Source organism: Muricomes intestini, from assembly GCF_004346165.1.
Classification (GTDB): Bacteria; Bacillota; Clostridia; order Lachnospirales; family Lachnospiraceae; genus Muricomes; species Muricomes intestini.
The window spans coordinates 1-24,276 of the sequence record NZ_SLZZ01000041.1; the positions used below are offsets into that span (position 1 = coordinate 1).

27 protein-coding genes are annotated in these 24,276 nt (G+C 43.4%); 19 read left to right on the forward strand and 8 right to left on the reverse strand.

Features of this window, described 5'->3' with window-relative positions; translation table 11 throughout:
• The first annotated feature begins 251 nt into the window (after nucleotides 1–251).
• Nucleotides 252–866: a DUF47 domain-containing protein gene (locus EDD59_RS16595; protein ID WP_165920984.1), complete on the forward strand. Its 615-nt coding sequence runs from the start codon at nucleotides 252–254 to the stop codon at nucleotides 864–866.
• A 13-nt stretch (nucleotides 867–879) separates the two neighbouring features.
• Complete coding sequence (locus tag EDD59_RS16600; protein WP_132383938.1) at nucleotides 880–1,866, forward strand: inorganic phosphate transporter; 987 nt, start codon at nucleotides 880–882, stop codon at nucleotides 1,864–1,866.
• Between the two features lie 30 nt (nucleotides 1,867–1,896).
• On the opposite strand, the gene asnA is transcribed toward EDD59_RS16600, so the two are convergent.
• A complete protein-coding gene (asnA, locus tag EDD59_RS16605) occupies nucleotides 1,897–2,907 on the reverse strand; it encodes an aspartate--ammonia ligase (protein ID WP_132383940.1) in 1,011 nt (336 codons plus the stop codon).
• A gap of 429 nt (nucleotides 2,908–3,336) precedes the next feature.
• Between asnA and EDD59_RS16610 the strand changes: the two genes are divergently transcribed.
• Nucleotides 3,337–4,167 (forward strand): PHP-associated domain-containing protein, encoded by an 831-nt coding sequence (locus tag EDD59_RS16610; protein WP_132383942.1) that lies wholly within the window; start codon nucleotides 3,337–3,339, stop codon nucleotides 4,165–4,167.
• Nucleotides 4,168–4,236: 69 nt separating this feature from the next.
• Nucleotides 4,237–4,716 carry a prepilin peptidase gene (locus tag EDD59_RS16615; RefSeq protein WP_165920985.1) on the forward strand — a complete coding sequence of 160 codons (480 nt, stop codon included), beginning with the start codon at nucleotides 4,237–4,239 and terminating at the stop codon, nucleotides 4,714–4,716.
• Nucleotides 4,717–4,727: 11 nt separating this feature from the next.
• On the opposite strand, the gene EDD59_RS16620 is transcribed toward EDD59_RS16615, so the two are convergent.
• Nucleotides 4,728–5,612, reverse strand: a complete 885-nt coding sequence (locus EDD59_RS16620; protein ID WP_132383946.1) for a helix-turn-helix transcriptional regulator — start codon at nucleotides 5,610–5,612, stop codon at nucleotides 4,728–4,730.
• A 124-nt stretch (nucleotides 5,613–5,736) separates the two neighbouring features.
• Here EDD59_RS16620 and EDD59_RS16625 point away from each other — a divergent pair, with 124 nt between their 5' ends.
• The 6 genes from EDD59_RS16625 to EDD59_RS16650 all read left to right on the forward strand — a co-directional run bounded on the left by EDD59_RS16625 (nucleotide 5,737) and on the right by EDD59_RS16650 (nucleotide 13,882).
• Complete coding sequence (locus EDD59_RS16625; RefSeq protein ID WP_132383948.1) at nucleotides 5,737–7,989, forward strand: glycogen/starch/alpha-glucan phosphorylase; 2,253 nt, start codon at nucleotides 5,737–5,739, stop codon at nucleotides 7,987–7,989.
• Nucleotides 7,990–8,112: 123 nt separating this feature from the next.
• Nucleotides 8,113–9,450 (forward strand): ABC transporter substrate-binding protein, encoded by a 1,338-nt coding sequence (locus EDD59_RS16630; RefSeq protein ID WP_132383950.1) that lies wholly within the window; start codon nucleotides 8,113–8,115, stop codon nucleotides 9,448–9,450.
• Between the two features lie 77 nt (nucleotides 9,451–9,527).
• On the forward strand, nucleotides 9,528–10,370 hold the full coding sequence (locus EDD59_RS16635; RefSeq protein ID WP_132383952.1) for a carbohydrate ABC transporter permease: 843 nt from the start codon (nucleotides 9,528–9,530) through the stop codon (nucleotides 10,368–10,370).
• Nucleotides 10,370–11,242, forward strand: coding sequence for a carbohydrate ABC transporter permease (locus EDD59_RS16640; RefSeq protein WP_132383954.1), 873 nt, complete (start codon nucleotides 10,370–10,372; stop codon nucleotides 11,240–11,242). Before EDD59_RS16635 ends, EDD59_RS16640 begins: the two co-directional genes overlap by 1 nt.
• Nucleotides 11,243–11,274: 32 nt before the next feature.
• Nucleotides 11,275–12,777, forward strand: a complete 1,503-nt coding sequence (gene malQ / locus EDD59_RS16645; protein WP_132383956.1) for a 4-alpha-glucanotransferase — start codon at nucleotides 11,275–11,277, stop codon at nucleotides 12,775–12,777.
• Nucleotides 12,778–12,853: 76 nt separating this feature from the next.
• Nucleotides 12,854–13,882 (forward strand): LacI family DNA-binding transcriptional regulator, encoded by a 1,029-nt coding sequence (locus EDD59_RS16650; protein ID WP_132383958.1) that lies wholly within the window; start codon nucleotides 12,854–12,856, stop codon nucleotides 13,880–13,882.
• Nucleotides 13,883–13,969: 87 nt separating this feature from the next.
• Here the strand turns inward: EDD59_RS16650 and EDD59_RS16655 are convergent, their stop codons facing one another.
• Nucleotides 13,970–14,851 carry a putative ABC transporter permease gene (locus EDD59_RS16655; protein WP_132383960.1) on the reverse strand — a complete coding sequence of 294 codons (882 nt, stop codon included), beginning with the start codon at nucleotides 14,849–14,851 and terminating at the stop codon, nucleotides 13,970–13,972.
• Between the two features lie 65 nt (nucleotides 14,852–14,916).
• Entirely contained in the window at nucleotides 14,917–15,651 is a 735-nt protein-coding gene (gene truA, locus EDD59_RS16660) for a tRNA pseudouridine(38-40) synthase TruA (protein WP_132383962.1), read from the reverse strand.
• A gap of 428 nt (nucleotides 15,652–16,079) precedes the next feature.
• On the opposite strand from truA, the gene EDD59_RS16665 reads away from it, so the two are divergent.
• Nucleotides 16,080–16,553, forward strand: coding sequence for an acyl-CoA thioesterase (locus tag EDD59_RS16665; protein WP_132383964.1), 474 nt, complete (start codon nucleotides 16,080–16,082; stop codon nucleotides 16,551–16,553).
• Here EDD59_RS16665 and EDD59_RS16670 read toward each other — a convergent pair.
• Together EDD59_RS16670 and EDD59_RS16675 are read right to left on the reverse strand one after the other, a co-directional pair.
• Nucleotides 16,550–16,831, reverse strand: a complete 282-nt coding sequence (locus EDD59_RS16670; RefSeq protein WP_132383966.1) for a hypothetical protein — start codon at nucleotides 16,829–16,831, stop codon at nucleotides 16,550–16,552. The two genes, EDD59_RS16665 and EDD59_RS16670, sit on opposite strands and share 4 nt — an antisense overlap.
• Nucleotides 16,740–17,324: a hypothetical protein gene (locus EDD59_RS16675; RefSeq protein WP_207670430.1), complete on the reverse strand. Its 585-nt coding sequence runs from the start codon at nucleotides 17,322–17,324 to the stop codon at nucleotides 16,740–16,742. The genes EDD59_RS16670 and EDD59_RS16675 overlap by 92 nt, the downstream gene beginning before the upstream one ends.
• A 273-nt stretch (nucleotides 17,325–17,597) precedes the next feature.
• On the opposite strand from EDD59_RS16675, the gene EDD59_RS17930 reads away from it, so the two are divergent.
• The gene (locus EDD59_RS17930) at nucleotides 17,598–17,741 is read left to right on the forward strand and encodes a hypothetical protein (protein ID WP_165920986.1); all 144 of its coding nucleotides are present in this window, start codon (nucleotides 17,598–17,600) and stop codon (nucleotides 17,739–17,741) included.
• Between the two features lie 153 nt (nucleotides 17,742–17,894).
• Here the strand turns inward: EDD59_RS17930 and EDD59_RS16680 are convergent, their stop codons facing one another.
• Entirely contained in the window at nucleotides 17,895–18,158 is a 264-nt protein-coding gene (locus EDD59_RS16680; protein ID WP_132383968.1) for a chorion class high-cysteine HCB protein 13, read from the reverse strand.
• 134 nt (nucleotides 18,159–18,292) lie between these two features.
• On the opposite strand from EDD59_RS16680, the gene EDD59_RS16685 reads away from it, so the two are divergent.
• The 7 genes from EDD59_RS16685 (at nucleotide 18,293) to trmD (ending at nucleotide 23,087) form a co-directional block, all read left to right on the forward strand.
• A complete protein-coding gene (locus EDD59_RS16685; RefSeq protein ID WP_132383970.1) occupies nucleotides 18,293–19,207 on the forward strand; it encodes a S8 family peptidase in 915 nt (304 codons plus the stop codon).
• 164 nt (nucleotides 19,208–19,371) lie between these two features.
• Nucleotides 19,372–19,743 carry a YlxM family DNA-binding protein gene (gene ylxM, locus EDD59_RS16690; protein ID WP_132383972.1) on the forward strand — a complete coding sequence of 124 codons (372 nt, stop codon included), beginning with the start codon at nucleotides 19,372–19,374 and terminating at the stop codon, nucleotides 19,741–19,743.
• Nucleotide 19,744: 1 nt separating this feature from the next.
• A complete protein-coding gene (ffh, locus tag EDD59_RS16695) occupies nucleotides 19,745–21,103 on the forward strand; it encodes a signal recognition particle protein (RefSeq protein WP_132383974.1) in 1,359 nt (452 codons plus the stop codon).
• 130 nt (nucleotides 21,104–21,233) lie between these two features.
• A complete protein-coding gene (gene rpsP, locus EDD59_RS16700) occupies nucleotides 21,234–21,479 on the forward strand; it encodes a 30S ribosomal protein S16 (protein WP_132383976.1) in 246 nt (81 codons plus the stop codon).
• Between the two features lie 24 nt (nucleotides 21,480–21,503).
• Nucleotides 21,504–21,734, forward strand: a complete 231-nt coding sequence (locus EDD59_RS16705; protein ID WP_132383978.1) for a KH domain-containing protein — start codon at nucleotides 21,504–21,506, stop codon at nucleotides 21,732–21,734.
• A gap of 147 nt (nucleotides 21,735–21,881) precedes the next feature.
• The gene (gene rimM, locus EDD59_RS16710) at nucleotides 21,882–22,388 is read left to right on the forward strand and encodes a ribosome maturation factor RimM (RefSeq protein WP_132383980.1); all 507 of its coding nucleotides are present in this window, start codon (nucleotides 21,882–21,884) and stop codon (nucleotides 22,386–22,388) included.
• A 15-nt stretch (nucleotides 22,389–22,403) separates the two neighbouring features.
• Nucleotides 22,404–23,087: a tRNA (guanosine(37)-N1)-methyltransferase TrmD gene (gene trmD / locus EDD59_RS16715; RefSeq protein WP_132383982.1), complete on the forward strand. Its 684-nt coding sequence runs from the start codon at nucleotides 22,404–22,406 to the stop codon at nucleotides 23,085–23,087.
• A 216-nt stretch (nucleotides 23,088–23,303) separates the two neighbouring features.
• Here the strand turns inward: trmD and EDD59_RS16720 are convergent, their stop codons facing one another.
• Nucleotides 23,304–24,080, reverse strand: a complete 777-nt coding sequence (locus EDD59_RS16720; protein WP_132383984.1) for a CAP domain-containing protein — start codon at nucleotides 24,078–24,080, stop codon at nucleotides 23,304–23,306.
• Between the last annotated feature and the right edge of the window lie 196 nt (nucleotides 24,081–24,276).

The following is a 24,276-nucleotide window of genomic DNA, read 5'->3' on the forward strand; positions in this document are numbered from 1 at the left end:
ACAGGGGGTTCTTCCCTGAAATAAGACAACTCTCTATATTTTTCAAGCAGCACAGTACGGTGCTGCTTGAAATAACAATTTATAAGTTTAACCTGCATCTTCCAATACTAACGATTGAAGTTATGTAAAATTTGTGCTAAAATTGGAAACGCTGCAGAGAATTTTACGTTGGAAAAATACCCGGGAATAAATGGAAATTTTGAGGCAGGTACATGATAATCCGGGTAAGATTATCGGAGGATAAAGGAAGAATGAAGAAAAAACCAGACAAAATAATGAGTCTGTTGTTAGACCTTGCGCAGAATATGAAAGAATGCGGGGAGTATTTCAGCAAATTTATAATCCATTCTCCATCAGATCTGAAAGTCTTTTCTGAAAAAGTGAAGGATTTTGAGAGCAATGGGGACACCGTTTTACACGAGATTAATGTAGAGCTTAACAAAGCCTTTATCACATCTATCGATCCCGAAGATATACTGACACTGGCAGAAAAAATGGATGATGTTGTAGATTGTATTGAAGAAACCTCAGCCTATTATTATATGTACCGCCTGACAGACGAGGACGATTATATGTCCGATTTCAGAATCCATATAGGGTTTTGTACCGCAGAACTGTACACTGCCATTGACCTTCTTGTGCAAAAGCAGCTGAAAAGAGTCAGGGAGCATACAATCAATGTGAAGACAAGTGAAGAAGAGGGGGATACTCTGGAGCGCAAAGCCATCCGCAGTCTGTTTAAGAAATATTCCGATCCTATTAAAATTATTCAGTACAAGGATTTGTATCAGGTGCTGGAAGAGTCTGTTGATGCATGTCAGGCGGTCGCAAAGTCGCTTGATATTGTTATTATGAAGAACTTATAGGAGGCAGCACAGGATGGCTATTGTTATTTGTATTATACTGCTGGCTCTGCTCTTTGACTTTATCAATGGGTTTCACGATACTGCGAATGCGATTGCAACAGCTGTATCTACTAAGGCCCTGACTTTGAAAAAGGCAATTATCATTGCTGCCGTCATGAATTTTATTGGAGCAAATGTTTCCACAAATGTTGCCCAGACCATTGCTACAGATATTGTAGATCTGGACCACATTTCAAATGCTTCCATGGTCATGATTGCAGCTATTCTATCGGCAATTATCTGGAATCTGATTACTTGGTATTTTGGGATTCCAAACAGCTCTTCCCATGCATTGATTGGGGCCCTGACCGGTGCAGCGCTGGCGGATGCAGGTGCTTCTGCAGTGAAACTTAGGGGCTTGGGAAAGGTGGTTTTATTCCTGGTCATTTCTCCTATTGCAGCCATATCAGTTGGCTATGTAGTGTTTTCCATTTTTAGAGTAATATTTAAAAAAGCAAATCTGGGGAGAGCAAATTTTATTTTCCGCAGACTTCAAATATTGACTGCTGCGGTGCAGGCTTTTTCACATGGAACTAATGATGCCCAGAAGTCAATGGGTATCATTACAATGGCATTGGTAGCACATGGATATCTTGACAAGCTGGTGATTCCTCACTGGGTACAGATTTTGTGCGCGCTGGCTATGGCCCTGGGAACTTCTATCGGCGGGTGGCGGGTTATTAAAACTGTAGGCACGCGGATTATGAAGCTGAAGCCTGTAAATGCTGTAGCGGCAGATGTTTCCTCAGCCTTGGTCATTCAGGCGGCAACATATTTCGGAATGCCTGTAAGCACAACCCATGTGATATCTTCTTCTATTATGGGGGTAGGTGCCGCAAACCGGATAAAAGGAGTAAAATGGAGTACAGCCAAGGCCATGGTGACAGCGTGGTTTACAACAATTCCGGTCACAATTATCATATCTGCGGGAATCTTTACCATATTTAAACTATTCTTATAAAAAATGGGGGCTCTCAACAAGCCCCTTTTACTATAACAAATTTATTCCATTTTCTAATGTGCAGTCCATTATTTCCTTCGGCCAAATGGAAGACTGCACCTCACCGATATGTGCCTTGCGGAGATAGTACATACAGATTCTGGACTGCCCGATACCGCCGCCCACTGTATATGGAAGCTCTCCGTCAAGCAGAGACTTTTGAAATGGCAGGCTGGCGCGTTCTTCGCAGCCGGCAAATCTTAACTGTCTCTTCAGTGCTTCTTCATCTACACGGATACCCATGGAGGACAATTCAAGTGCAATGTCCAGCACAGGGTAGTAGACAATGATATCTCCGTTTAACTCCCAGTCATCATAGTCAGGTGCACGGCCGTCATGTTTTTCGCCGGAGGCAAGCTCCTTACCAATCTGGGAGATGAAAACGGCTCCTTTGGCCCTTGCGATACGGTGTTCTCTTTCCTTTGGTGTTTTGTCAGGGAACATCTCTTCCAGTTCCTGCGTCGTAATGAAGAAAATATCATCGGGAAGGAGCGGCTCTATATAATTATATCGCCTGGATATGTAGTCTTCTGTCTCTTTCAAGGCACTGTAGACCTTGCGCACAGTGTATTCCAGGGTTTCTGTATTGCGTTCTTCTTTTGATATGATTTTTTCCCAGTCCCATTGATCCACATAGATTGAGTGGATATTATCGGTATCCTCGTCACGGCGGATGGCACTCATGTCTGTATACAGGCCTTCACCGGAATGAAAACCATAGTGCTTCAGCGCGTACCGTTTCCATTTTGCGAGGGAGTGAACAATCTCAGCCGGGGCATCCTCCTGTTCCTTGATTCCGAAAGACACAGGGCGTTCCACTCCGTTTAGATTGTCATTGAGGCCTGATTCCGGACGCACAAAGAGGGGTGCTGACACGCGGGTCAAGTGAAGCGCTTTCGCGAGAGAACGCTCAAAGTGATCCTTGAGTTCTTTAATAGCAACTTCAGTTTCCCGTATGGTGAGGGGAGAGTGGTATCCCTGAGGAATTATCAATTCTTCCATAATGTAAGCTCCTTTTATTTGTTTTGATAAAACTGCTGATGTTCCTATTTTACAGTTTGGCGGGAAAGAAGTCAATGTTCTCCTTATAGTTGATATTGTCCGGTTACAGCAGAAATGCAATGGAAATAATTTTGTGAAAAATAATAAAATCAATAAAACAAATGAACATTCACTTTATAGAAAAGGTAGACTTTTCATTTAAAGGAGAAAATTCCCAGGAAATGAAGGCTCAGAAAGTTTTATCTTATTGGACAACAGGGAATGATAAGAAAAGATAATAGAAATATTAGAATAGAGGTGGGTGTTAATCAATGATTCTTTAAAGTAAGGTTAGCATTCATCTCTATTATTGACCTGAATGTATTGCGGGCATCTGGGTGAGGTTGTATAATAAAGGCATAAATCAGGTGAAGAAAAGGAGGCTTGCTTGTGAAGATAGATATGCATTGTCATGTTAAAGAAGGTTCCATTGACAGCAAAGTAAGCGTGGATGAATATATAACACTTTTAGAAAAGAAGGGTTTCCAGGGAATGGTAATTACAGATCATAACACATATAAGGGATACCGTTACTGGAAGAATAATATGAAAGGAAAAGTCCATAACGATTTTGTTGTGCTAAAAGGAATAGAATATGATACAAGAGATGCCGGGCATATTCTAGTGATTATGCCGGAAGGCGTGAAGATGAGGATTCTTGAGATGCGGGGACTGCCGGTCTCTGTATTGATTGATCTAGTACACCGCAACGGCGGAGTCCTCGGACCTGCCCATCCCTGTGGGGAGAAGTATTTGAGCATCACGAATACAAAGCGGTTTTACACGAACCCGGAAGTGATGAAGAGGTTTGATTTTATTGAGGCTTATAACTGCTGTGAGTCGGCAGCTTCAAATGCGGGAGCACTAAAGTTGGCGGAAAAATATGATAAGGTGACGGCGGGAGGGAGCGATTCTCACAAACCGGACTGTGTGGGACGAGCTTATACAATTCTGCCCGAGCCTGTCACATGTGAGACAGAGCTGATTTCTATGATCCACAAAAAGACGAAGTTTGAGACAGGCGGGACTCTGTATGAAAAAACAACAAAGGAAAGAATAGGAAAAGTCAATAAGGTTTTAGTGTATTCCTTCTGGCTATATAATAAAGGCGGGGAACTGCTTAAACGTCACGGAAGAAATGAGAAGATAGAGGTAGAAAATCCAATTGATCCGATTGATCCTATTGAAATGTATTATACAGGAGAGCAGAAACTCTCCTGAGAACTGTTGTACTGTCAATCCTGGATGGGGAATAGGCCGCAGCAAAAATATATGCAGAGATTCATTTATATGGCATACCTTAAAGGAGCCGGGATTATCCTATTCCTGGCTCTTTTGCTTTACATTGCATGGACAGATTATAAAATAAAAAGAATACCGGATAAATACACGGCAGCCTTGCTGCTGTGGGGCATTATATGGGCAAGGTTCTATCCGGCTGTCCCACTGCAGGACAGAGTGGCAGGCGGAACTGTGGTCAGTGGGATTTTGTTAATCCTTTCCCTGATCAGACCCGGATGCTTCGGGGGCGGAGACATTAAGCTGATGGCGGCAGCCGGGATTCTGACTGGTTTAAACCGCAATATCTGGGCTTTTGTGTTGGCTGTACTGTTAGCCGGGATACATGTCTGCAGGAAGCTGCTGGTGCCCCTGCCTCCGGATTCAAAAAGGCGAAGAGAGAGTTTTGCTTTTGGCCCTTTTTTATGTGTGGGAATAATAGCTGCCATACTATTCGGAGATTGTCTGACAGACTGGTTTTGGCATGGATAGTGTACTGTATTCTAATGAGAGGCTGCTTTTCGGTATTGTCCCGGAGTTTGGGCATATTTACGCTTGAAAAGCCGGTTAAAGTAAGAGAGATTGTTAAAACCGGACTGAGCCGCAACCTCCAGTATGGAATCTTCAGTTGTGAGAAGAAGACGGGCCGCCATGGTGAGCCGGTAATCATTGAGGTATTCCATGAATCCGGTTTCCATGTGCGTTTTGAAAAACTTCATGAAATGGGATTTACTGTAAAATGCGATCCTAGCCATCTTCTCTACAGTTATGGGTTCAGCATAATGTTCCTCTACGTATTTTAGCAGGATTTTCAGTTTTTCCAGTGACTTCTGTCTGGCATTCCGGACAGATTCTTTATTACCATGTACTGAAATTAGAAGAAAAAAGAACTGGAATAAGTAACCTTTCAACGCCAGCTGATACCCCTGGGGTCTTGCCGCACACAACTCATCAATGTGGCCGATACACCCTAAAAGGTCCGGATAGTCAGTGCAGGAGGGGGTGATAAAGGTCAGGACAGGGAGTTTTGACTGCAGCAGGGGAAATATAAATTCACCGGCACAAAAGTCATTTTCTCCTGTAATCAGCATTTCTGCCTTGAAAATAATATTTTCATACTCCATGATGTGTTCAGCTTTCTGTTCAATGGAGTGCAGCTGCCCCGGAAGAACGAAGACCATATCCCCGGCAGTGACAGTTCTGGTCTCAAAGTCCACCGACACATACCCTTGTCCCTTTTTAATGACAATCAGTTCTATTTCATCATGCCAGTGAAGCGGAACTCCTGTGAAATCCAGAGGAATGGAGCAAAGGTAGGTGTTATAAGGAAAGTTTATGTCTGTGTGTGATTTTGTTTCATGATAATTTTGATATTCTGCAATATTCATAGGTTTCCCCTGTCTTCTTTTGGTAATGATAGTATTGTACTATAATATAAGACTATCTTGCAAGAAAAGAGGAAAAAATAATACTATACTATTCTAGAGTTCAACCTGAGAAAGGAGTAAAAATATGGACATAAAAGAAAAGCTGCAGCAAAAGTTGGGAAAAGGAATCGTGGAGGCAGCAGACGAAGAGATTTACTATGCACTTTTAGAGATTGTAAAGGAGCTGGCCAAAGGGAAAGAAAGAGGAAGCGGCAAAAAGAAACTGTATTATATTTCAGCAGAATTTTTGATTGGGAAGCTTTTGTCCAATAATATGATTAATCTGGGCATATATGATGAGGTCAGAGATTTGCTTGCGGAAAATGGAAAGAACATATGTGAGATCGAGGAGGCAGAACCGGAGCCCTCTCTGGGAAATGGCGGACTTGGGCGGCTGGCAGCCTGCTTCTTGGATTCTGTGGCCACTCTCGGACTGCATGGGGATGGTATTGGATTGAATTACCATCTTGGCCTTTTTAGGCAGAAATTTGAAAATAGATGTCAGAGAGAAACTGCAAATCCCTGGATAGAAGAAAAAAGCTGGCTCACCAGGACAGAAGTGACTTATCCCGTTACATTTAAAGGAATGACTCTGAATTCGAGAATGTACGATATCGAAGTGACCGGCTATAACAATATTACGAATAAACTTCATTTGTTTGATGTGGAGACGGTGGACGAGGGGATTGTAGAAGAAGGGATTACTTTCGACAAAGAGGATATTGCAAGAAATCTGACTTTGTTTTTATACCCTGATGACAGCGACGAGGATGGGAGGCTGCTTCGGATTTATCAGCAATATTTCATGATAAGCAATGGAGCAAGACTAATTCTTGACGAATGCATGGAAAGGGGATGTAATCTTTATGACCTGCCAGACTATGCGGTAATTCAGATTAATGATACCCATCCGACTATGGTGATTCCGGAGTTGATCCGCCTGCTGATGGAGCGGGGGATGGATATGGACGATGCAATTGACGTGGTGTCACGCACCTGTGCGTACACAAACCACACCATTCTGGCGGAAGCGCTGGAAAAATGGCCTGTTGAATATTTCAAAAAAGTGGCTCCGCAGCTTGTTCCGATTATAGAAGTGCTGGATGACAAGATAAGAAGAAAACATACAGATGAGAGAGTATATATTATAGATAAAAACGATACGGTCCATATGGCACATATCGACATTCATTATGGCTTCAGTGTGAATGGCGTGGCATCTCTCCACAGCGAAATACTTAAGAAAAATGAACTGAATCATTTTTATAAAATATATCCGAAAAAATTTAATAACAAAACAAATGGAATTACATTTCGCCGCTGGCTGCTCCACTGCAACCCACTGTTGACCGGGTTGCTCGATAATGTGTTGGGAATAGACTATCATCTGGATTCCGGCAAATTAGAAGAGCTCATGAATTTTAGAGAAGATAAGGATGTACTGGAGCGTTTGTTAGAAACCAAAAGGGAGAATAAAAAAGCACTCTGCCGATACCTTAAAGAGACTCAGGGGGTAGAACTGAATTCAGATTCTATATTTGATATCCAGGCAAAACGCCTTCATGAGTACAAGCGCCAGCAAATGAACGCACTGTATGTTATTCATAAATACCTGGAAATCAAAGCAGGAAAATTTCCTGCCATTCCTATAACAGTAATATTTGGGGCAAAGGCCGCGCCGGCTTATATAATTGCGAAGGATATTATTCATCTGATTCTCTGTCTGCAGGAGGTAATTAACCATAATCCAGAAGTGAGCCCTTATCTCCAGGTCGTGATGGTGGAGAACTACAATGTAACTAAAGCAGAGAAATTAATACCTGCGTGTGATATCTCTGAGCAGATTTCCCTAGCCTCCAAAGAAGCAAGCGGGACGGGCAACATGAAGTTCATGCTAAACGGTGCGGTGACTCTGGGGACCGAGGACGGGGCAAATGTAGAGATACATCATCTGGTAGGAGATGACAATATCTTTGTATTTGGAGCGTCCAGCGATGAGGTCATCATGCATTATGAAAAGAAGGACTACGTTTCCAAAGATTTCTATAAAAGGAATAAGGATATTAAAGAAGCAGTGGACTTTATTACAGGTGACGAAATGCTGGCGGTCGGAAACAAGGAGAGTCTGACCAGACTGAAGCAGGAGCTTTTGGACAAAGACTGGTTTATGACTCTCCTGGACTTTAAGGCGTATACAGAGAAAAAAGAGGAGGTACTCAAGGCCTATGAGAACAGGAGCGAATGGGCAAAAAAAATGCTGGTGAATATTGCAAAATCAGGATATTTTTCCTCCGACAGAGCAATAGAAGAATATAACCGGGATATTTGGAAATTATAAAAAATGATTGCAATTACTGCGCAGCAGGTGTATATTTAAAATATGGGTTGGAAACGTTACCGAAATCGTTTCCGAAGCCGATGAAACTACTTAAAGTCAATTAGAGGAGAGGAGAAGTAAGCTATGAAGATGAAGAAATTTTTAGCTGCGGCTTTGGCAGTTACTATGGTTGCAGGTCTTAGTGTCGGGTGTAAAAGCAACAAATCCGATTCGTCCGATGAAGGTACAGTTTATTATCTGAGTTTTAAACCAGAGCAGGCGGAGCAGTGGGAGGCTATTGGTAAAGAGTATACCAAAAAAACAGGTGTAAAGGTAAAGGTGCAGACTGCGGCATCAGGAACTTACGAACAGACATTGAAATCAGAGATTGCTAAGAAGGATGCACCTACAATTTTCCAGGTTAACGGACCTGTCGGTTATCAGAATTGGAAAGATTACTGTGCGGATTTGTCTGACTCGGATTTGTATTCCTGGCTCAACGATAAGAGCATGGCAATTGAAGGCGAAGATGGCGGAGTGTTTGCTGTTCCCTATGCAGTGGAAGGATATGGTGTTATCTATAATCAGGAAATTATGGACAAGTATTTTGCTCTGGACGGTGCAAAGGTGGAATCAATGGACGATATCAACAACTTTAATACATTGAAGGAGGTTGTTGAGGACATGACAGAAAAGAAAGATCAGCTGGGCATTGCAGGCGTATTTTCTTCCACTTCATTCTCACCGGGAGAAGACTGGAGATGGCAGACACATCTGATGAACCTTCCTATCTATTATGAATATAAGGATGCAGGAGTTACTGATGAGGATGAAATTACATTTGAATATAATAAAGAGTTTAAGAATATCTTTGACCTGTATTTGAATAATTCTGTTACAGAGCCTGCTATGCTAGGATCCAAGACAGTAGCTGATTCTATGGCAGAATTTGCCCTGGGCAAATCCGCAATGGTACAGAACGGCAACTGGGCATGGGGCGATATCAATGGAGTTGATGGCAATACAGTAAAAGAGGACAAAGTAAAATATCTGCCTATCTATACCGGTATGGACGGCGAGGAAAAACAGGGCCTGTGTGTAGGCGGAGAGAACTATTTCTGTATTAATAGCGAGGCTTCTGAGGCGGATCAGAAGGCATCTCTTGAATTCCTTCAGTGGCTGTTCGGAACCGATGAAGGGAAAGACAAAGTTACCAATGAACTGGGATTCATCACACCGTTCAATACGTTTGAAGATGATGAAAAACCGACTGACCCATTGGCACAGGAAGTAATCCGCTATATGGAGAATAAAGATCTGACAAGTGTTTCCTGGGATTTCCAGACATTTCCGAGCCAGACCTTCAAAGATAATCTGGGTGCATCTCTGCTGGAATATGCTTCCGGGAATAAGGAGTGGAAATCAGTAGTTTCCGACTGTGTCGCTGACTGGAGGACAGAAAAAGAGGCAACAGCCGAATAAGACTAAATTGAGGGTGAGTGCAGAAAATCTGATCTGGCTCACCCTTAGTGCACTAGCTGTAAGAAAGGAGGAATATTATGCAGAAAGCATATAAAAAATACTTTTGGATATTCGTACTCCCGACATTAATTGCATTTATATTGTTTTTTGTGATTCCTTTTATACTCGGAATCGGACTGTCATTTTGCAAGTTTACGACAGTGACAAATGCGAGATGGGTCGGACTGGACAATTATGTGAAGGCATTTTCCAATAAAGATTTTCTCAATGCGCTTGGATTTACGGTGAAGTTTACTGTTGTTTCCGTTATCACCATTAATGTGATTGCTTTTATATTTGCATATGCCCTGACGAGGGGAATTAAGGGGACGAATCTGTTCCGCACCACATTCTTTATGCCGAATTTAATCGGTGGGATTGTGCTGGGATATATTTGGCAGCTGATGATTAATGGAGTACTCTCCGGATTTGGGGCTACGATTACCACAGATCCAAAATATGGATTCTGGGGCCTGGTTATTCTTATGAACTGGCAGCAGATTGGATATATGATGATTATTTACATTGCGGGGATTCAAAATATCCCTACAGAGCTGGTGGAGGCTGCGAAAATTGATGGTGCGACCAAGATGCAGGCATTGTTCAAGGTGACAATTCCTATGCTGATGTCCTCTGTTACAATTTGTCTATTTCTGACGCTGACCAATTCCTTTAAGCTCTTTGACCAGAACCTTGCACTGACTGCCGGAGCTCCGTCCAAGAAGACCGCTATGATGGCTCTCGACATTTTCACCACCTTCTACAACAGAAACGGCTGGGAGGGTGTAGGACAGGCAAAGGCAGTTATTTTCTTTATTATTGTAGGTGCTCTGGCACTGTCACAACTTTATTTCACGCGAAATAAGGAGGTGGAGAATTAATGGCTGCTAAGAAAACAAAACAAAAGAATACTCGGACAATGGAAGTATCAAAGGGCACCGGAATTGTGATGACCGTTATATTCTCTCTTTTAGCTCTGGTGTTTATTTTTCCGATTGTTCTGGTATTTATAAACTCTTTTAAGAGTAAGCTATATATCAGTGATAGTCCCTTTTCACTGCCTGACAGCCAAACCTTTGTTGGATTGAGCAATTATATTGATGGAGTGGCAAAGACAGGCCTGATTAAGGCGGCAGGTTATTCTATCTTTATTACGGTATTTTCTGTTGCACTGGTTGTCCTTTTGACGGCCATGACGGCATGGTGGCTGACCCGTGTAAAAAGCAAGCTGTCATCTGTTCTGTATTATTCATTTGTATTTGCCATGATTGTGCCGTTTCAGATGGTAATGTTTACCTTATCTAAGGTCACAGATACATTGAATCTGGGAAACCCGGCGGGAATTATTCTGGTATATGTAGGATTTGGATCGGGGCTTTCGGTGTTCATGTTTTCCGGCTTTGTCAAGTCAATTCCTATTTCTTTGGAGGAGGCGGCTATGATCGACGGCTGTACACCTGTACAGACATTTTTCAAAGTGGTTCTGCCGGTACTTAAACCCACTGCCATCACAGTTGCAATTTTAAATACCATGTGGATATGGAATGATTATCTGCTTCCTGTGCTTGTAATGGGAAGTGATTATCAGACAATCCCAATTGCGGTGCAGTATCTGCGGGGCGGCTATGGCTCTGTGGATATGGGAGCAATGATGGGAATGCTTGTTCTGGCAATCCTGCCGATCATTATATTCTATCTGTCCTGTCAGAAGTACATTATCAGAGGTGTGGCGGCAGGAGCGGTAAAAGGTTAGGCGCGTTACACGAAAAGAAAGGGGAAACTTAGGTGCGGGAAAGTGGAATATTACTGCCGGTTTTTTCACTGGCTTCGGAATATGGGATTGGATGCTTTTCCAAAGAGGCTTATGAATTTGTGGATCAGCTAAAAGCAGCAGGACAGAGCAAATGGCAGATTCTTCCCCTGGGGCCGACGGGGTACGGAGATTCTCCCTACCAGTCTTTCTCCACATTTGCGGGAAATCCATATTTCATAGATCTGGAAACGTTGATTAAAGATGGACTTTTGACAAAAAAAGAGTGCGTATCTTACGATTTTGGGACAGAGAAAGACAGGATAGATTACGGAAAACTGTATTTATCAAGATTTAGGGTACTGCGCCAGGCATACAGACGGTTTGAGCCCTGGAAAAATCGGGACTACGAGGAATTTCTGGAAGAAAGCGGAGAATGGCTGGATGAATACTGTCTCTTTATGGCACTGAAAAACAATCATAAAGGAGTAAGCTGGAAAGAGTGGGAGGCGCCATACAGAGACCGGGATTTAGATGCTCTTGAAAAGGCAGAAGAAGAACTGGCGGATGAAATTGACTTTTACCGCTTTCAGCAGTATGAGTTTGACAGACAGTGGAGAAGACTTCATACCTATGCCAATGAAAATGGGGTACAGATTATCGGAGATGTTCCGATTTATGTGGCTTTTGACAGCGCAGACACATGGGCAAACCCGGAGCTGTTTCAGTTTGACAAGGAAAATAACCCAACGGCTGTTGCGGGCTGTCCGCCCGATGGTTTTTCAGAAACGGGGCAGTTGTGGGGGAATCCCCTCTATGACTGGGAATACCATAAGAAAACAGGGTATGAGTGGTGGATGAGGCGGATGGTACATTCCCTGAAGTTGTATGACATCGTTCGGATAGATCATTTCCGAGGTTTTGATGAGTATTATGCAATACCTTACGGGGAGAAGACTGCGGTGAATGGAAAATGGATGCCGGGACCGGGGGTAGAGTTTTTTGAAGCTATGAAAAGAGATGTAGGAGAGCTCAATATTATTGCAGAGGATCTGGGTTTTCTTACAGACAGCGTATTGAAATTGTTGGAGGACACCGGCTTTCCGGGAATGAAAGTTATACAGTTCGCTTTCGACTCAAGGGAATCTTCCAATTATCTTCCACATACCTATACTCCCAACTGTGTTGTGTATACAGGGACCCATGACAATGACACGACCCGGGGCTGGTATCATAATGTAGGCAGAAAATGCCGCGATTTTGCCAAGGAATATCTGCACAAGGATGCCTTGGATGAAGACAAGCTGGCATGGGATTTTATCGCCATGGCCATGGGAAGTGTGGCTGAGCTCTGCGTGATTCCCATGCAGGATTACCTCTGCAGAGACAGCAATGCCAGAATCAACACACCATCCACACTCGGAGATAATTGGGTATGGCGGTTGAAAAAGGGTGAGATTAGTGATACTCTTGTAACAGAAATATTGCGGGTGACCCGGCTTTATGACCGGTTATTTCTGAAAGGGACAGCACTTTGACAAGGATTTTCTGTAGAACAGGAGCAGACTGGCAAAGAGTGCAGGTATACAATACACTGTAAAGGCAGGAATCATTATGGAAACAATTAAGGATATTGCAAGAATATGCGGCGTCGGAGTCAGCACTGTGTCTCGTGCCATCAATAACCATCCGGATATTAACCCGGAGACAAAAGAGATGATTATGCAGGTCATCAAAGAACACAACTACATTCCAAACAATAGCGCGAGAAATCTAAAACGCTCTGAATCGAAAGCAATTGCTGTTTTGGTAAAGGGCATCACGAATCCATTTTTTAATGATATGATCGGTATTATTGAACAGGAAACTCAGAGAAAGAAATATTCTTTTATCCTTCAGAGGGTGGAGGAAAATGAAAATGAACTGGATGTGGCCATTCAGCTTGTGAAAGAGAAGAAGTTAAAAGGCATTATCTTTTTAGGGGGAATTATTACCCATTCCAGTGAGAACTTTGCACAGCTGGATGTGCCGTTCGTGCTCAGTACTTCAGATATCGTGAATGAAGAAGACAACAAAGCACCGCTTTGGTCCTCCGTATCAGTAGATGACTTTGCCGAGAGTTATAAAATGACAGACTATCTATGCAAGGCGGGCCACAGAAAAATTGCCATTATCGCAGCCACAAAAGGGGACGAAAGTATTGGAAAGCTCAGGCTTGAAGGATATCTTAAGGCTCTGGGAAACAATAACATCCGGCCTGATAAAAGTATTATTCTTCACATGGAGGAGAATAAGGACAGCTATTCTATGGAGACAGGTTACCGGCTGATGAAAAAGCTGCTGAAGGAAAGAGATAAGTTTACGGCAGTGTATGCTATTGCGGACAGCCTGGCTGTCGGGGCCTGCCGTGCCATTACAGAGACAGGGGCCGTGATACCTCGAGATTGTTCAGTGGCAGGATTCGACGGCCTGGAAATTGGAACATATTATAATCCTTCCCTGACGACAATCCGTCAGCCGGTGGAAGAGTTGGCAAAGGTAACGATTGATTTGCTGTTTAATATTATTCGGAAGAACGGGCAGCACAAAAAGGTAGTGCTTCCCGGGGAACTTCTCGTGAGAGAGTCAACACGGGAAATATAAAAAAGGGGTCTGACCCTTTTGAGCACCATTTTCTGAATTGTCATGACAATTCAGAATTCGGTACCCAAAAGGGTCAGACCCCTTTTTCTATTTATGCTTTTCATTGAATTTTTTTCTGAATTCTTCTAACTGGAGTTTGTAATTTCTGGATTCCATTTTCGGGAAGGCTTTTACAAGACGGCGGCTGATTTTGGGTGTTTTATTTCCTAGTTCCTGATAGTGGGATTTCAGTTCAGCAATACGGCTGCCAATTTCCTCGGATACTTCTTGCTTTTTTTCAGACCATTCGTTAACGGTTTCCTGTGTCTTTTCACGCAGCTCAAAGGCGGCCTCATCCAGCTTTTGCCGGGGAGCCGCGCTCTTTTCCAAGGCAAAAACTACTTTTTCGTAGATATCTTCCCCTATCTGGTCTGAAATCTCATGCAGCTCCCCTGCAATCTTCTCCATACTGGACAATCTTTTGTTGAACTTGAAGATTGCGGAGGAAGTTACAGAGAGGTCTATAAGCATGATAGCGCCAAACACGGAAATGAGTACAATGCCCAAAACCTGTGGAATGAAGGTGAGCAGTGTATGTAATAAGGGATGGACAAAATCCATGACAATCACACAGGCAACTCCCCACATAAGTGAAAAAGATAGACAGATATAACCGCCGATGTTGAGCGGCTTGTCTGAATAATCCCACCATTTATTGTGAAAAATTTTATCCATGGCCCAGCCCGTGACACCTTCCAGGAGTGTGACTACTACCACAGAGGATACATACAGGAGTATTAAATTTTCCTTATAAGGCTCCAGCAGTGCAACGACGGCAGTGACTCCTACACCGTAAATGGGACAGACAGGCCCATTTAAAAATCCGCGGTTCACAAATTTGTGCTCTACAACGGCAGCATAACTCACTTCCGTACACCAGCCTAAAAAGCTATATACAAAAAAGTAAAGTAAAATATAATAAATATTCATTGAAATTATCCTCTTTCTTATTCCTCGTACATTAGTATGCAAATGCAGAGACTTTTGTCAGTATATTAGTATTCAATTTTCTGCAAAAACAGACCTCTGGGTTTACAAGGGGCGCTGGAAACATCATTTCCGGCAAAGATTGCCTCAATACATTCCTTTTTGCGTTTCCCCAAGCCAATCTCCAGCAGAGTGCCGATGATCATACGTGCCATGTTATGGAGAAAATCATTTGCTTTCAGTGTAATCTGAATTTCCTCAGAATCACCGCAGATTGTGATGTCATAGAGCTCTTTTTCAGTGGACTTATTCTTTTTTGCCGTGGAGAAACTTTTAAAATCATGTTTCCCCGCCAAGGAAAGTGCGGCCTGCTGTATAACCGAAATATCAGGAGTTTTAAAAGCATAGTAAGTATATTTCCTGCCAAATACACTGGGTACTGTGCCTGTGGCGATATGGTATACATAGGTAATGGATCTGGCATTTAATGCCGCATGGAAGCGCTGGGGTACTTCTTCTGCCGACAGGACGACAATGTCCATAGGAAGGTATCGGTTCAAATAGTGCTGAATTTCATAAGGCTTCATATCCGATGTGGTCTTGAAGCTTACAACCTGTCCGCGGGCATGGACACCCACCTCTGTTCTGGCCCCACAGAACAATTCCACATCTTCGGCTGTCATCTTATGAATGACTTCCAGCAGTTTGTTAGATATAGTATTTGTCGATTCTCCTTTGCCGAGGCGCTGCCAGCCCTGATAGCGGGAGCCATCGTATTCCAGAGTTAATTTTATGTTATGCATAAAGGCTTTCTCCTTTGATTCTGAACAGTTACTGGTATCTTGCCCCCCGATACCTACGGATTGCTCCGCACTTTGTGCTCCCGCAATCCTAAAAACATTCGAAATCCGCCCTGCTCGGGCTACTTTCTCATGTTTTTCGGGTCCCAAAGTCATGCTTTTTCATGCAAGCATGAAACGCATGACCTTTTGACCCTGGTATCATTTATATTACAATAAGAGAAGGGAGAATTCAATGGTTGCTTTCTTAATAGGACTAATATTATAATAAGTCAAAGACCCCGCAGCAAGCTGACGGGGCATCAAACTTGCAGCACAGCAAGCTGCGGGGTATTTGACCCTCGCGGCAGTCGCCAAATGGAAATGCAAGCATTTCCGCTTGGCTCGTTGCTCGCGGGAATAAATATTAATGCAGATTGGAGTTGTTTAAAATGGCAGAGGAAAGAAAGGTTTCAGACTCAAGGGTGGAAACGGTGCATATGGTGCGTCCCAATCATCTGAATGGAGCGGAGCGCCTGTTCGGCGGAATTTTAATGCAGTGGCTGGATGAGGTGGCAGGGCTGGTGGCAAAGCGTCATACGAGAAGCAACGTTATAACGGCATCTGTGGACAACCTGCGATTTATACATGGGGCTTACCAGAGAGATGTGGTTGTCATTATCGGTAAAATGACTTATGTGGGGAATACATCTATGGAAGTCAGGGTAGATACTTACGTAGAAAGCATAGATGGCATGCGAAGGCCAATCAACAGAGCCTATTTTACTATGGTTGCCATGGATGAAAACGACAGGCCAAAACGGGTTCCCCGCCTAATTCTGGAATCGGAGGAGGAGAAGGCGGAGTGGGAAGCTGCAAAAAAGAGAAGGGAGATGCGCATGAGGCGGAAGGAAGAAGGCTTTTAAGCCTTCTTCTTTAAAAGAGAGCGGACCATATTGATTGTCTGATCAATCTGCGCCTGCTCCTCTTTTGGCTTACCCTCTTTTAAAACTTCCAGTATTAAGGATATTTCATCTTCGGAAAACCGGACTCCTTTTTTGTTGGCATTTGATATAAGTGCCAGCAAAACAGGAGCAAGATCTCTGCCGGACTTACCGGCGGTCTGTGAAGCTGCCATCTGAATCAGCTGAAGCTTGACGGGGTCCAGATTCTTCATCGCCGGATTGTTCATCCATTCGTTCATTTACATCATCTCCTTCCTTCAAAACTGTTTTATTGGAATCCCCTTCATTGGAAAACATGCTGCTGTACATCTGGAACATATCCTGTTGCTCGGGAGTGAGCATCCCCATTGCCATATTCATGGGATCTAAGTCGTTTGAGGACTCAGCTTCCGGGTTATCCGAAAACGTGCGGAACATTTCCATCATATTCATCATATTCAAAAGTGTTTCTAGCATCTCTGCTTCCCGGGGAGGAAGATATGGTTTTAATTCCATTAATATTTCCATTGGAGAGGAAGGCTGATTTTCATTCCAGCCTTGTGCCTGTAAATCATAATCCGATCCCTGAAAAAAGGAAACAGTCTCCTTAAACTCAAGAAATTTTACAAATATGCCTAAAAATTTTTGATTAGAAGCAGGAGTGTAAGGAAGGAAAAGCTTCAACATTTGAAGCATGGGCGGATTCACCAGTTCGTCAAAAGGTATCATTGGTCTTGGCGGCTTCTTTTCCATAAGCACTCCTATTTATAACGTTGTAAATATATATGCCTCAAAGGGGAAAATTATGAGAATTACTAAAGCTAACCCCGGGTATTCTAGGTATATGATATCAGAATGATATAGGGGTCAAAAGGTATTTTGCCCCCTGATACCTACGGATTGCTCCGTACTTTGTGCTCCCGCAATCCTAAAATCATGTTTTTTCATGCAAGTATGAAACGCATGCCCTTTTGACTATGGTATCATATAATATAGTAAGGATAAGAAAGGCAGTGGTGATATAAAATGAGAAGAAAGCTGATTATTGAGGGGAATGCCGTATATGAGATAGATGAAGACTGTATGTTGAGAAAACGTATGGATCACAGTGAGGAAGAAAAAGAAAAGAAAGAAAATAATAAGGAAGAAAATCAGGACCGGCCGGGGTAAAGCATAGAGTCTGGCATGCCAGACTCTGGCACAGACATACGGCCGAATGAGAGGAATATTTTTTGTTTCATAAATATACCCGGTACAGTTTACTGTACCGGGACATTATTACGCTTTCATTGCGTTCAGAGGTTCTTTCGAGTCCACCGACAATTAGCATCCACAGCCGCTGTTGCATCCGCCGCCGCATCCGTTGCCGAATCCGCCGCAGCAGCACAACAAAAGAATGATCCAAATACAACTGTCATTGCCCCAGCCGCCATTACCACAGCCGCTGTTACCACAGCCGCCGCCATTGCCAAATCCGCCGCAGCAGCACAGCAGGACGATGATCCAAAGGCAGGAAGACATGCCATTATTTCCGTATCCTCCGCAGCTATTGTCACATCCGCAATTTGTAGCACTTAATTCACTCATGTTAAATCCTCCATATTATGTTTGATTACAGTTCATAATATGTAATGGAGGGAAAAGTGTGAAAAGATTTTAGAAAAAATTTAAAAGTAAGCAAAACCTGTTTCCATGAATAGTATATAAAAAAAGGTATTTCTATGAAATGGGTAAAACAGGCAGTGGGGTATTGGTGCGGAGACATCATATCCAATCGGTGCATGGGACAGGGTGTTTGTATAGCTGTACTGGATACAGGAATTACTCTTCATCCTGATTTTGATAGAAGAATTATTGGTTTCCGTGATTTTGTAAATTATAAAGAAAGCGTATACGATGATGGGAGGCACGGAACCCATGTGGCAGGTATTCTGGCAGGAAGCGGGAAGCTGTCGGATGGTGTATATGCAGGCATGGCCCCTAAGGCGGAAATTCTGATGGGTAAGGTGCTGGACAACAAGGGAAATGGATCTGTGAACACTGTGGTTGAAGGAATTGATTGGCTACTGAATGTGCACAAAAAACTAGGAGTGAGGATTGTAAATATTTCTGTGGGAACTCAGCCGGGAGTAGAGAAGGCACAGGAAAAACGGCTGACAGATGCGGTAGAAAAACTATGGGATGCAGGGTTGGTAGTTGTTGTTTCAGCAGGAAACTATGGTCCGGGAGTGGGAACGGTAGCTGTTCCAGGAACGAGCCGAAAAGTTATTACCGTAGGGGCTCTGGCAGAGCGGGAGACAGCCGTAGGCAGCATAAATGCCGGCAGGGAGTGGAACTATTCAGGAAACGGTCCTACCGAGGAATGTGTGGTGAAGCCCGATGTGCTGGTGCCTGGTACAAATATTTTGAGCTGCAATGGTGATTATACGAATCGCTGGCAAAAACCTTATATTATGAAAAGCGGCACTTCCATGGCAACACCGGTCGTATCCGGTGCCATCGCCTGTCTGCTCTCAAAATATCCGGACATGGATAATGTGGAAGTGAAACTGAAGCTGAGGAGTTCCTGCGTCAGAACATCATATGCAAGGCAGGGTTGGGGCCTGCTCAATGTGGGGAGTCTTCTTTCTCCCTGAGAGTTCCCCGATAACTTTCTTTATGGGTCCCAAAGTTATGCTTTTTCATGCAAGCATGAAACGCATAACCTTTTGACCCTCGTATCATTTTATTTTCTGGTACATGACTTCAAGAAAAAGCAGGTGTCAAGAAAAAATACTTGACACTTGCTTTTTTTTTTAGTATGATAGCTGAGGTGATAAATGTGAATGAGATTTTAGAACAAGCTTTATTATATGATTTTTATGGTGAACTTCTCACAGATCACCAAAAGGAGATTTATGAGCAGTTTATGCTGGAGGATTTCTCCCTAAGTGAGATTGCTCAGGGAGAAGGGATCAGCCGGCAGGGTGTGCATGATCTGGTAAGACGCTGTCAGAAGATACTGGAGGGATACGAGGCTAAGCTCCATCTTGTGGAGAAGTTTCTTTCTGTGAAAGAGAAAGTCCGCGAGATTAATGAGGCACTGGACGCTTATGAGAAGGAAGGTACAGACATTAACACAATGGTCGGGGAAATCAGACAGATTTCCCATACGATAATAGAGGAGTTGTAGAATGGCATTTGACAGTTTAAGCGAAAAACTTCAGAACGTATTTAAAAATCTCCGCAGCAAAGGCCGACTTACCGAGGATGACGTAAAGGCTGCTCTCAAGGAAGTAAAGATGGCACTGCTGGAAGCGGACGTTAACTTCAAGGTGGTTAAGGGCTTTATAAAAGATGTACAGGAACGCGCAGTGGGACAGGATGTAATGAATGGTCTGAACCCGGGGCAGATGGTAATCAAGATTGTAAATGAAGAGCTAATCAGATTGATGGGCTCGGAGACTACTGAGATTACATTACAACCTGGAAGTGCGATTACTGTTATTATGATGGCAGGTCTTCAGGGTGCCGGCAAAACCACAACGACTGCAAAGCTTGCTGGAAAGTTTAAGCTCAAGGGAAAGAAACCGCTGCTTGTTGCATGTGATGTGTACAGACCTGCGGCTATTAAACAATTGCAGATCAATGGAGAGAAGCAGGGTGTGGAAGTCTTTTCCATGGGTGACAAGAATAAACCTGCGGATATTGCAAAGGCGGCTTACGAACACGCTGTGAAAAACGGCAACAACATTGTCATATTGGATACGGCCGGCCGTCTTCATATTGACCAAGACATGATGGCAGAGCTTCAGGAGATCAAAGAAGCGGTTATGGTGCATCAGACAATATTGGTAGTGGATGCCATGACCGGGCAGGATGCAGTCAATGTTGCAGGAAGTTTTCATGAGAAGATAGGCATTGACGGAGTTATTATCACAAAGCTTGACGGCGATACCAGGGGCGGCGCTGCATTGTCAATCAAGGCTGTCACAGGAAGGCCGGTGCTGTATGTCGGTATGGGAGAAAAGCTCTCCGATTTGGAGCAGTTTTATCCTGACAGAATGGCTTCCCGCATCCTTGGTATGGGAGATGTCCTGACCCTGATTGAAAAGGCAGGGGAAGAGCTGGACGAAGAAAAAGCCAAAAAGATGACAGAAAAGATGAAAAAGGCTCAGTTTGATTTCGATGATTATCTGGAGAGTATGAGCCAGATGAAGAAGATGGGCGGTCTGTCAAGTGTGATGAACATGATGCCGGGGTTAGGCGGTATAGGCGGCGGTAAGATGCCGGATTTTGATTCTGAAGAGAACGAGAAGAAAATGTCCCGGATGGAAGCTATGATTCAATCCATGACTGTGGAAGAACGCAGCAATCCGGATTTGCTCAATCCCTCAAGAAAGCACCGCATAGCAAGAGGTGCGGGAGTGGATATTTCTGAAGTGAACCGTATGGTAAAACAATTCAATGAAGCCAGGAAGATGATGAAGAAGCTTCCGGGTATGATGGGTGGCAGAGGTGGTAAGAAAGGTAAGTTTAAACTTCCTTTTTGACCGATAGTACTTGGGCCCGGTATCACACGAGTCTAGTACGTAGGTCGTTCCTTGAGCTTAGCAAGGTGTTTTCGAGCTTAGCGAAAGGAACTACAATATAAATAAAAAAAGAAAAGATGAGGTGAAAAAGATGGCAGTAAAAATCAGATTAAAGAGAATGGGACAGAAGAAAGCTCCTTTCTATAGAATCGTAGTTGCAGATTCCAGGTCTCCAAGAAATGGTAAATTTATCGAAGAAATCGGAACTTATGATCCGAATATGGAGCCAAGTGTAATTAAAGTTGACGAGGAAGCAGCCAAGAAGTGGTTAAACAATGGAGCTCAGCCTACGGAAGTGGTAGGTAAAATCTTAAAAGCAGCAGGAGTTGAGAAATAAGCTGTTTTTGTGGAGGTGGCTTATATGAAAGAATTAGTTGAAGTAATTGCGAAAGCATTAGTTGACGATCCTGACAGCGTTGCCGTTTCTGAGAGACAGGACGGCAAGACCACTGTGATTGAAGTACGTGTGGCCGATGGCGATATGGGCAAAGTTATTGGAAAACAGGGCCGTATTGCAAAGGCAATCCGCTCTGTTGTAAAAGCAGCGGCTGCCAAGGAAGATAAAAGAGTTGTTGTTGACATTGTGCAATAGCAGGATAAAGGGGACAGCCTTCATGCAGCTGCATAAAAGGTCTGCTCCTTTTCTTTTATGCATTTGGCGAGAGCCAAACAGCGTGAAAACCGTAGGTTTTCGAGCTTGGTTTTCAATAGTTACATGTATTTTTTCAGGAGGAAAGAGATGGAACAGTTTTTACAGGTAGGGATTATTTCTTCTACCCATGGAGTCCGCGGGGAGGTCAAAGTATTTCCCACCACGGATGATGCGGTGAGATTTAAAAATTTAAAAAAAGTTATTTTAAACACAGGAAAAGAACAAATACCTTTGGAGATAGAGAATGTAAAGTTTTTCAAACAGTTTGTCATCTTGAAATTCAAAGGAATTGATAATATAAATGATATAGAAAAATATAAAGGAAAAAGTCTTTTTGTAGATAGAGAAAATGCGGTCAAACTAGAAAAGGATGAATATTATATTGCTGATTTAATAGGCATGCAGGTGTTTACCGAAGAGGGCAGACTGGGTGTTTTAAAAGATGTACTTGAGACTGGTGTCAATGAAGTTTATGTGGTGGATTCGGATAAGTACGGTGAAGTGCTGATTCCTGCCATACAGCAGTGTATTCTGGATGTCAATGTACAAGAACAGACGATGAAAGTATATTTGCTGGAGGGGCTGATTTCTTAGAAAGGGTAAAGATACATGAATTTTCATATCTTAACATTATTTCCGGATATGATAATGAGCGGATTGAACACAAGTATTATAGGCCGCGCTGTCAGCAGCGGACTGCTGTCCATTGAAGCTGTAAATATTCGTGATTATGCATTCAATAAACATCAAAGTGTGGATGATTATCCTTATGGGGGCGGAGCCGGTATGCTGATGCAGGCCGAACCGGTTTACCTTTCCTATGAGTCGGTTGCAAAAAAACTGGAGAACAAGCCCAGAGTGATATATCTGTCTCCCCAGGGGCAGACCTTCAGTCAACAAATGGCAGAAGAACTGGCACAGGAAGAAGAACTGATTCTTCTCTGCGGTCATTATGAGGGCATCGATGAGCGTGTGCTTGAGGAGATTGTAACAGACTATGTTTCTATAGGAGATTATGTACTGACCGGCGGAGAACTTCCTGCTATGGTTATGGTAGATACAATATCCCGCCTTGTGCCGGGTGTGCTCCACAATGATGTGTCAGCTGAATTTGAATCCTTTCAGGACAACCTGCTGGAGTATCCCCAGTATTCCCGTCCCGAAGAATGGCATGGAAAGAAAGTTCCTGAAGTACTGCTCTCCGGCCATCACGCAAATATAGAAAAATGGCGCCGGGAGCAGTCGATTCAGAGAACAAAAGAACGCCGCCCAGATTTACTAAAAGGGGACTGACCCTTTTGAGGACCGTTTTCAGAATTGTTTTACAATTTATTGTAACTATTCAGGAGGTCAGAAATATCCACAAACAGTCCGTGCAAGCTCGCTTGCTAAGGGCTGTTTGTGGATATTTCTATTCGGCGTTTAGCCGAAGCGAGATGAAGCGCAGCGGAATCGAGCTTGGCCTCCTGAACAGTTACAATTTATCTTATGCCTAAAAGGATTGATAGATTAGTAAGTGAATTCCTGAGTCCAGTAGTTTGTACCGGAAGCATTCTGGTGATATCCCACACCAATTTTGGTGTATTTTGCATTTAGAATGTTTGCTTTGTGTCCGGCACTATTCATCCAGCCGGTCATAACTTCTTGTGGGGATTTCTGTCCCCAGGCAATATTCTCACCGCAGCCGTTGAACTTAACGCCCTGCTGTGTAAGTGCAGTGTCGAAAGAACTTCCGTCCGGACGAGTGTGTGAGAAGGATTTCTCGATTTCCCGGGCACGCACCTGAGCGGCGGTCTGAACAGTTGAATCAGCGGTAACCGGGGAGAGACCTGCTTTGGCACGTTCCTGGTTTACAAGATCTACAATCTGCTGCACATAATCTGCATTTTCTACATCGGATGCCGGCTGCTCTGGCGTTTCAGGCTGACTGGTATCGGGCTGTTCAGGTGCACCAGGCTGATTGCTGTCCGGCTGATCCGGTGTCTCAGGCTGGGTTACGTCGGGCTGTTCGGGGGCTGCAGGCTGAGTTTCACACGGTTGGTTGTTCTCAGGCAGTTGGGCTGTCAGGTCAGGGAGTGTGCAGTTTACTCCAAGCTCCTCCAGTTTTTGCTTCAGTTGATCTACGCTGGTGACAACAATAGCATTTGCACCATTTGGGCAAAGTGTGCTGCCTTGAACTGCGCCGGCTGCTTCCTCTGGTGATGCCGCATGTACAGCCAGAGGGCTTAAGCCTGCGGTTCCTATTACAGCTGCAGAGAGCAATGCTGTTAATATTTTGCGTTTCATAAATATGTACCTCCTAAAATATTATGATATTGTTACAAAAATGTTACGAGGAAATAATATCACGAAATAAATACGGAATATACAGGTAACATCTGGAATTTCAGGTTAAACTTATAAAGTTACAAAAGTATTAAGCGGAATGGGGGATTTCCCATTCCTTTTTTTGACACTTTTTGTTATAATTGTTTTAGAATGA

What these genes read in the sequence shown, in the direction of transcription:
- rpsP (WP_132383976.1), top strand. Translation starts at nt 21,234, where the DNA reads ATGGCAGTAAAAATCAGATTAAAGAGAATGGGACAGAAGAAAGCTCCT.
- EDD59_RS16635 (WP_132383952.1), top strand. Translation starts at nt 9,528, where the DNA reads ATGCAGAAAGCATATAAAAAATACTTTTGGATATTCGTACTCCCGACA.
- EDD59_RS16655 (WP_132383960.1), bottom strand. Translation starts at nt 14,851, where the DNA reads ATGAATATTTATTATATTTTACTTTACTTTTTTGTATATAGCTTTTTA.
- EDD59_RS17930 (WP_165920986.1), top strand. Translation starts at nt 17,598, where the DNA reads ATGAGAAGAAAGCTGATTATTGAGGGGAATGCCGTATATGAGATAGAT.
- EDD59_RS16615 (WP_165920985.1), top strand. Translation starts at nt 4,237, where the DNA reads ATGGCATACCTTAAAGGAGCCGGGATTATCCTATTCCTGGCTCTTTTG.
- truA (WP_132383962.1), bottom strand. Translation starts at nt 15,651, where the DNA reads ATGCATAACATAAAATTAACTCTGGAATACGATGGCTCCCGCTATCAG.
- asnA (WP_132383940.1), bottom strand. Translation starts at nt 2,907, where the DNA reads ATGGAAGAATTGATAATTCCTCAGGGATACCACTCTCCCCTCACCATA.
- EDD59_RS16595 (WP_165920984.1), top strand. Translation starts at nt 252, where the DNA reads ATGAAGAAAAAACCAGACAAAATAATGAGTCTGTTGTTAGACCTTGCG.
- EDD59_RS16705 (WP_132383978.1), top strand. Translation starts at nt 21,504, where the DNA reads ATGAAAGAATTAGTTGAAGTAATTGCGAAAGCATTAGTTGACGATCCT.
- EDD59_RS16675 (WP_207670430.1), bottom strand. Translation starts at nt 17,324, where the DNA reads ATGGAAAAGAAGCCGCCAAGACCAATGATACCTTTTGACGAACTGGTG.
- rimM (WP_132383980.1), top strand. Translation starts at nt 21,882, where the DNA reads ATGGAACAGTTTTTACAGGTAGGGATTATTTCTTCTACCCATGGAGTC.
- trmD (WP_132383982.1), top strand. Translation starts at nt 22,404, where the DNA reads ATGAATTTTCATATCTTAACATTATTTCCGGATATGATAATGAGCGGA.
- EDD59_RS16640 (WP_132383954.1), top strand. Translation starts at nt 10,370, where the DNA reads ATGGCTGCTAAGAAAACAAAACAAAAGAATACTCGGACAATGGAAGTA.
- EDD59_RS16630 (WP_132383950.1), top strand. Translation starts at nt 8,113, where the DNA reads ATGAAGATGAAGAAATTTTTAGCTGCGGCTTTGGCAGTTACTATGGTT.
- ffh (WP_132383974.1), top strand. Translation starts at nt 19,745, where the DNA reads ATGGCATTTGACAGTTTAAGCGAAAAACTTCAGAACGTATTTAAAAAT.
- EDD59_RS16680 (WP_132383968.1), bottom strand. Translation starts at nt 18,158, where the DNA reads ATGAGTGAATTAAGTGCTACAAATTGCGGATGTGACAATAGCTGCGGA.
- EDD59_RS16600 (WP_132383938.1), top strand. Translation starts at nt 880, where the DNA reads ATGGCTATTGTTATTTGTATTATACTGCTGGCTCTGCTCTTTGACTTT.
- EDD59_RS16720 (WP_132383984.1), bottom strand. Translation starts at nt 24,080, where the DNA reads ATGAAACGCAAAATATTAACAGCATTGCTCTCTGCAGCTGTAATAGGA.
- EDD59_RS16670 (WP_132383966.1), bottom strand. Translation starts at nt 16,831, where the DNA reads ATGAACGAATGGATGAACAATCCGGCGATGAAGAATCTGGACCCCGTC.
- EDD59_RS16685 (WP_132383970.1), top strand. Translation starts at nt 18,293, where the DNA reads ATGAAATGGGTAAAACAGGCAGTGGGGTATTGGTGCGGAGACATCATA.
- EDD59_RS16650 (WP_132383958.1), top strand. Translation starts at nt 12,854, where the DNA reads ATGGAAACAATTAAGGATATTGCAAGAATATGCGGCGTCGGAGTCAGC.
- EDD59_RS16620 (WP_132383946.1), bottom strand. Translation starts at nt 5,612, where the DNA reads ATGAATATTGCAGAATATCAAAATTATCATGAAACAAAATCACACACA.
- ylxM (WP_132383972.1), top strand. Translation starts at nt 19,372, where the DNA reads ATGATAGCTGAGGTGATAAATGTGAATGAGATTTTAGAACAAGCTTTA.
- EDD59_RS16625 (WP_132383948.1), top strand. Translation starts at nt 5,737, where the DNA reads ATGGACATAAAAGAAAAGCTGCAGCAAAAGTTGGGAAAAGGAATCGTG.
- EDD59_RS16665 (WP_132383964.1), top strand. Translation starts at nt 16,080, where the DNA reads ATGGCAGAGGAAAGAAAGGTTTCAGACTCAAGGGTGGAAACGGTGCAT.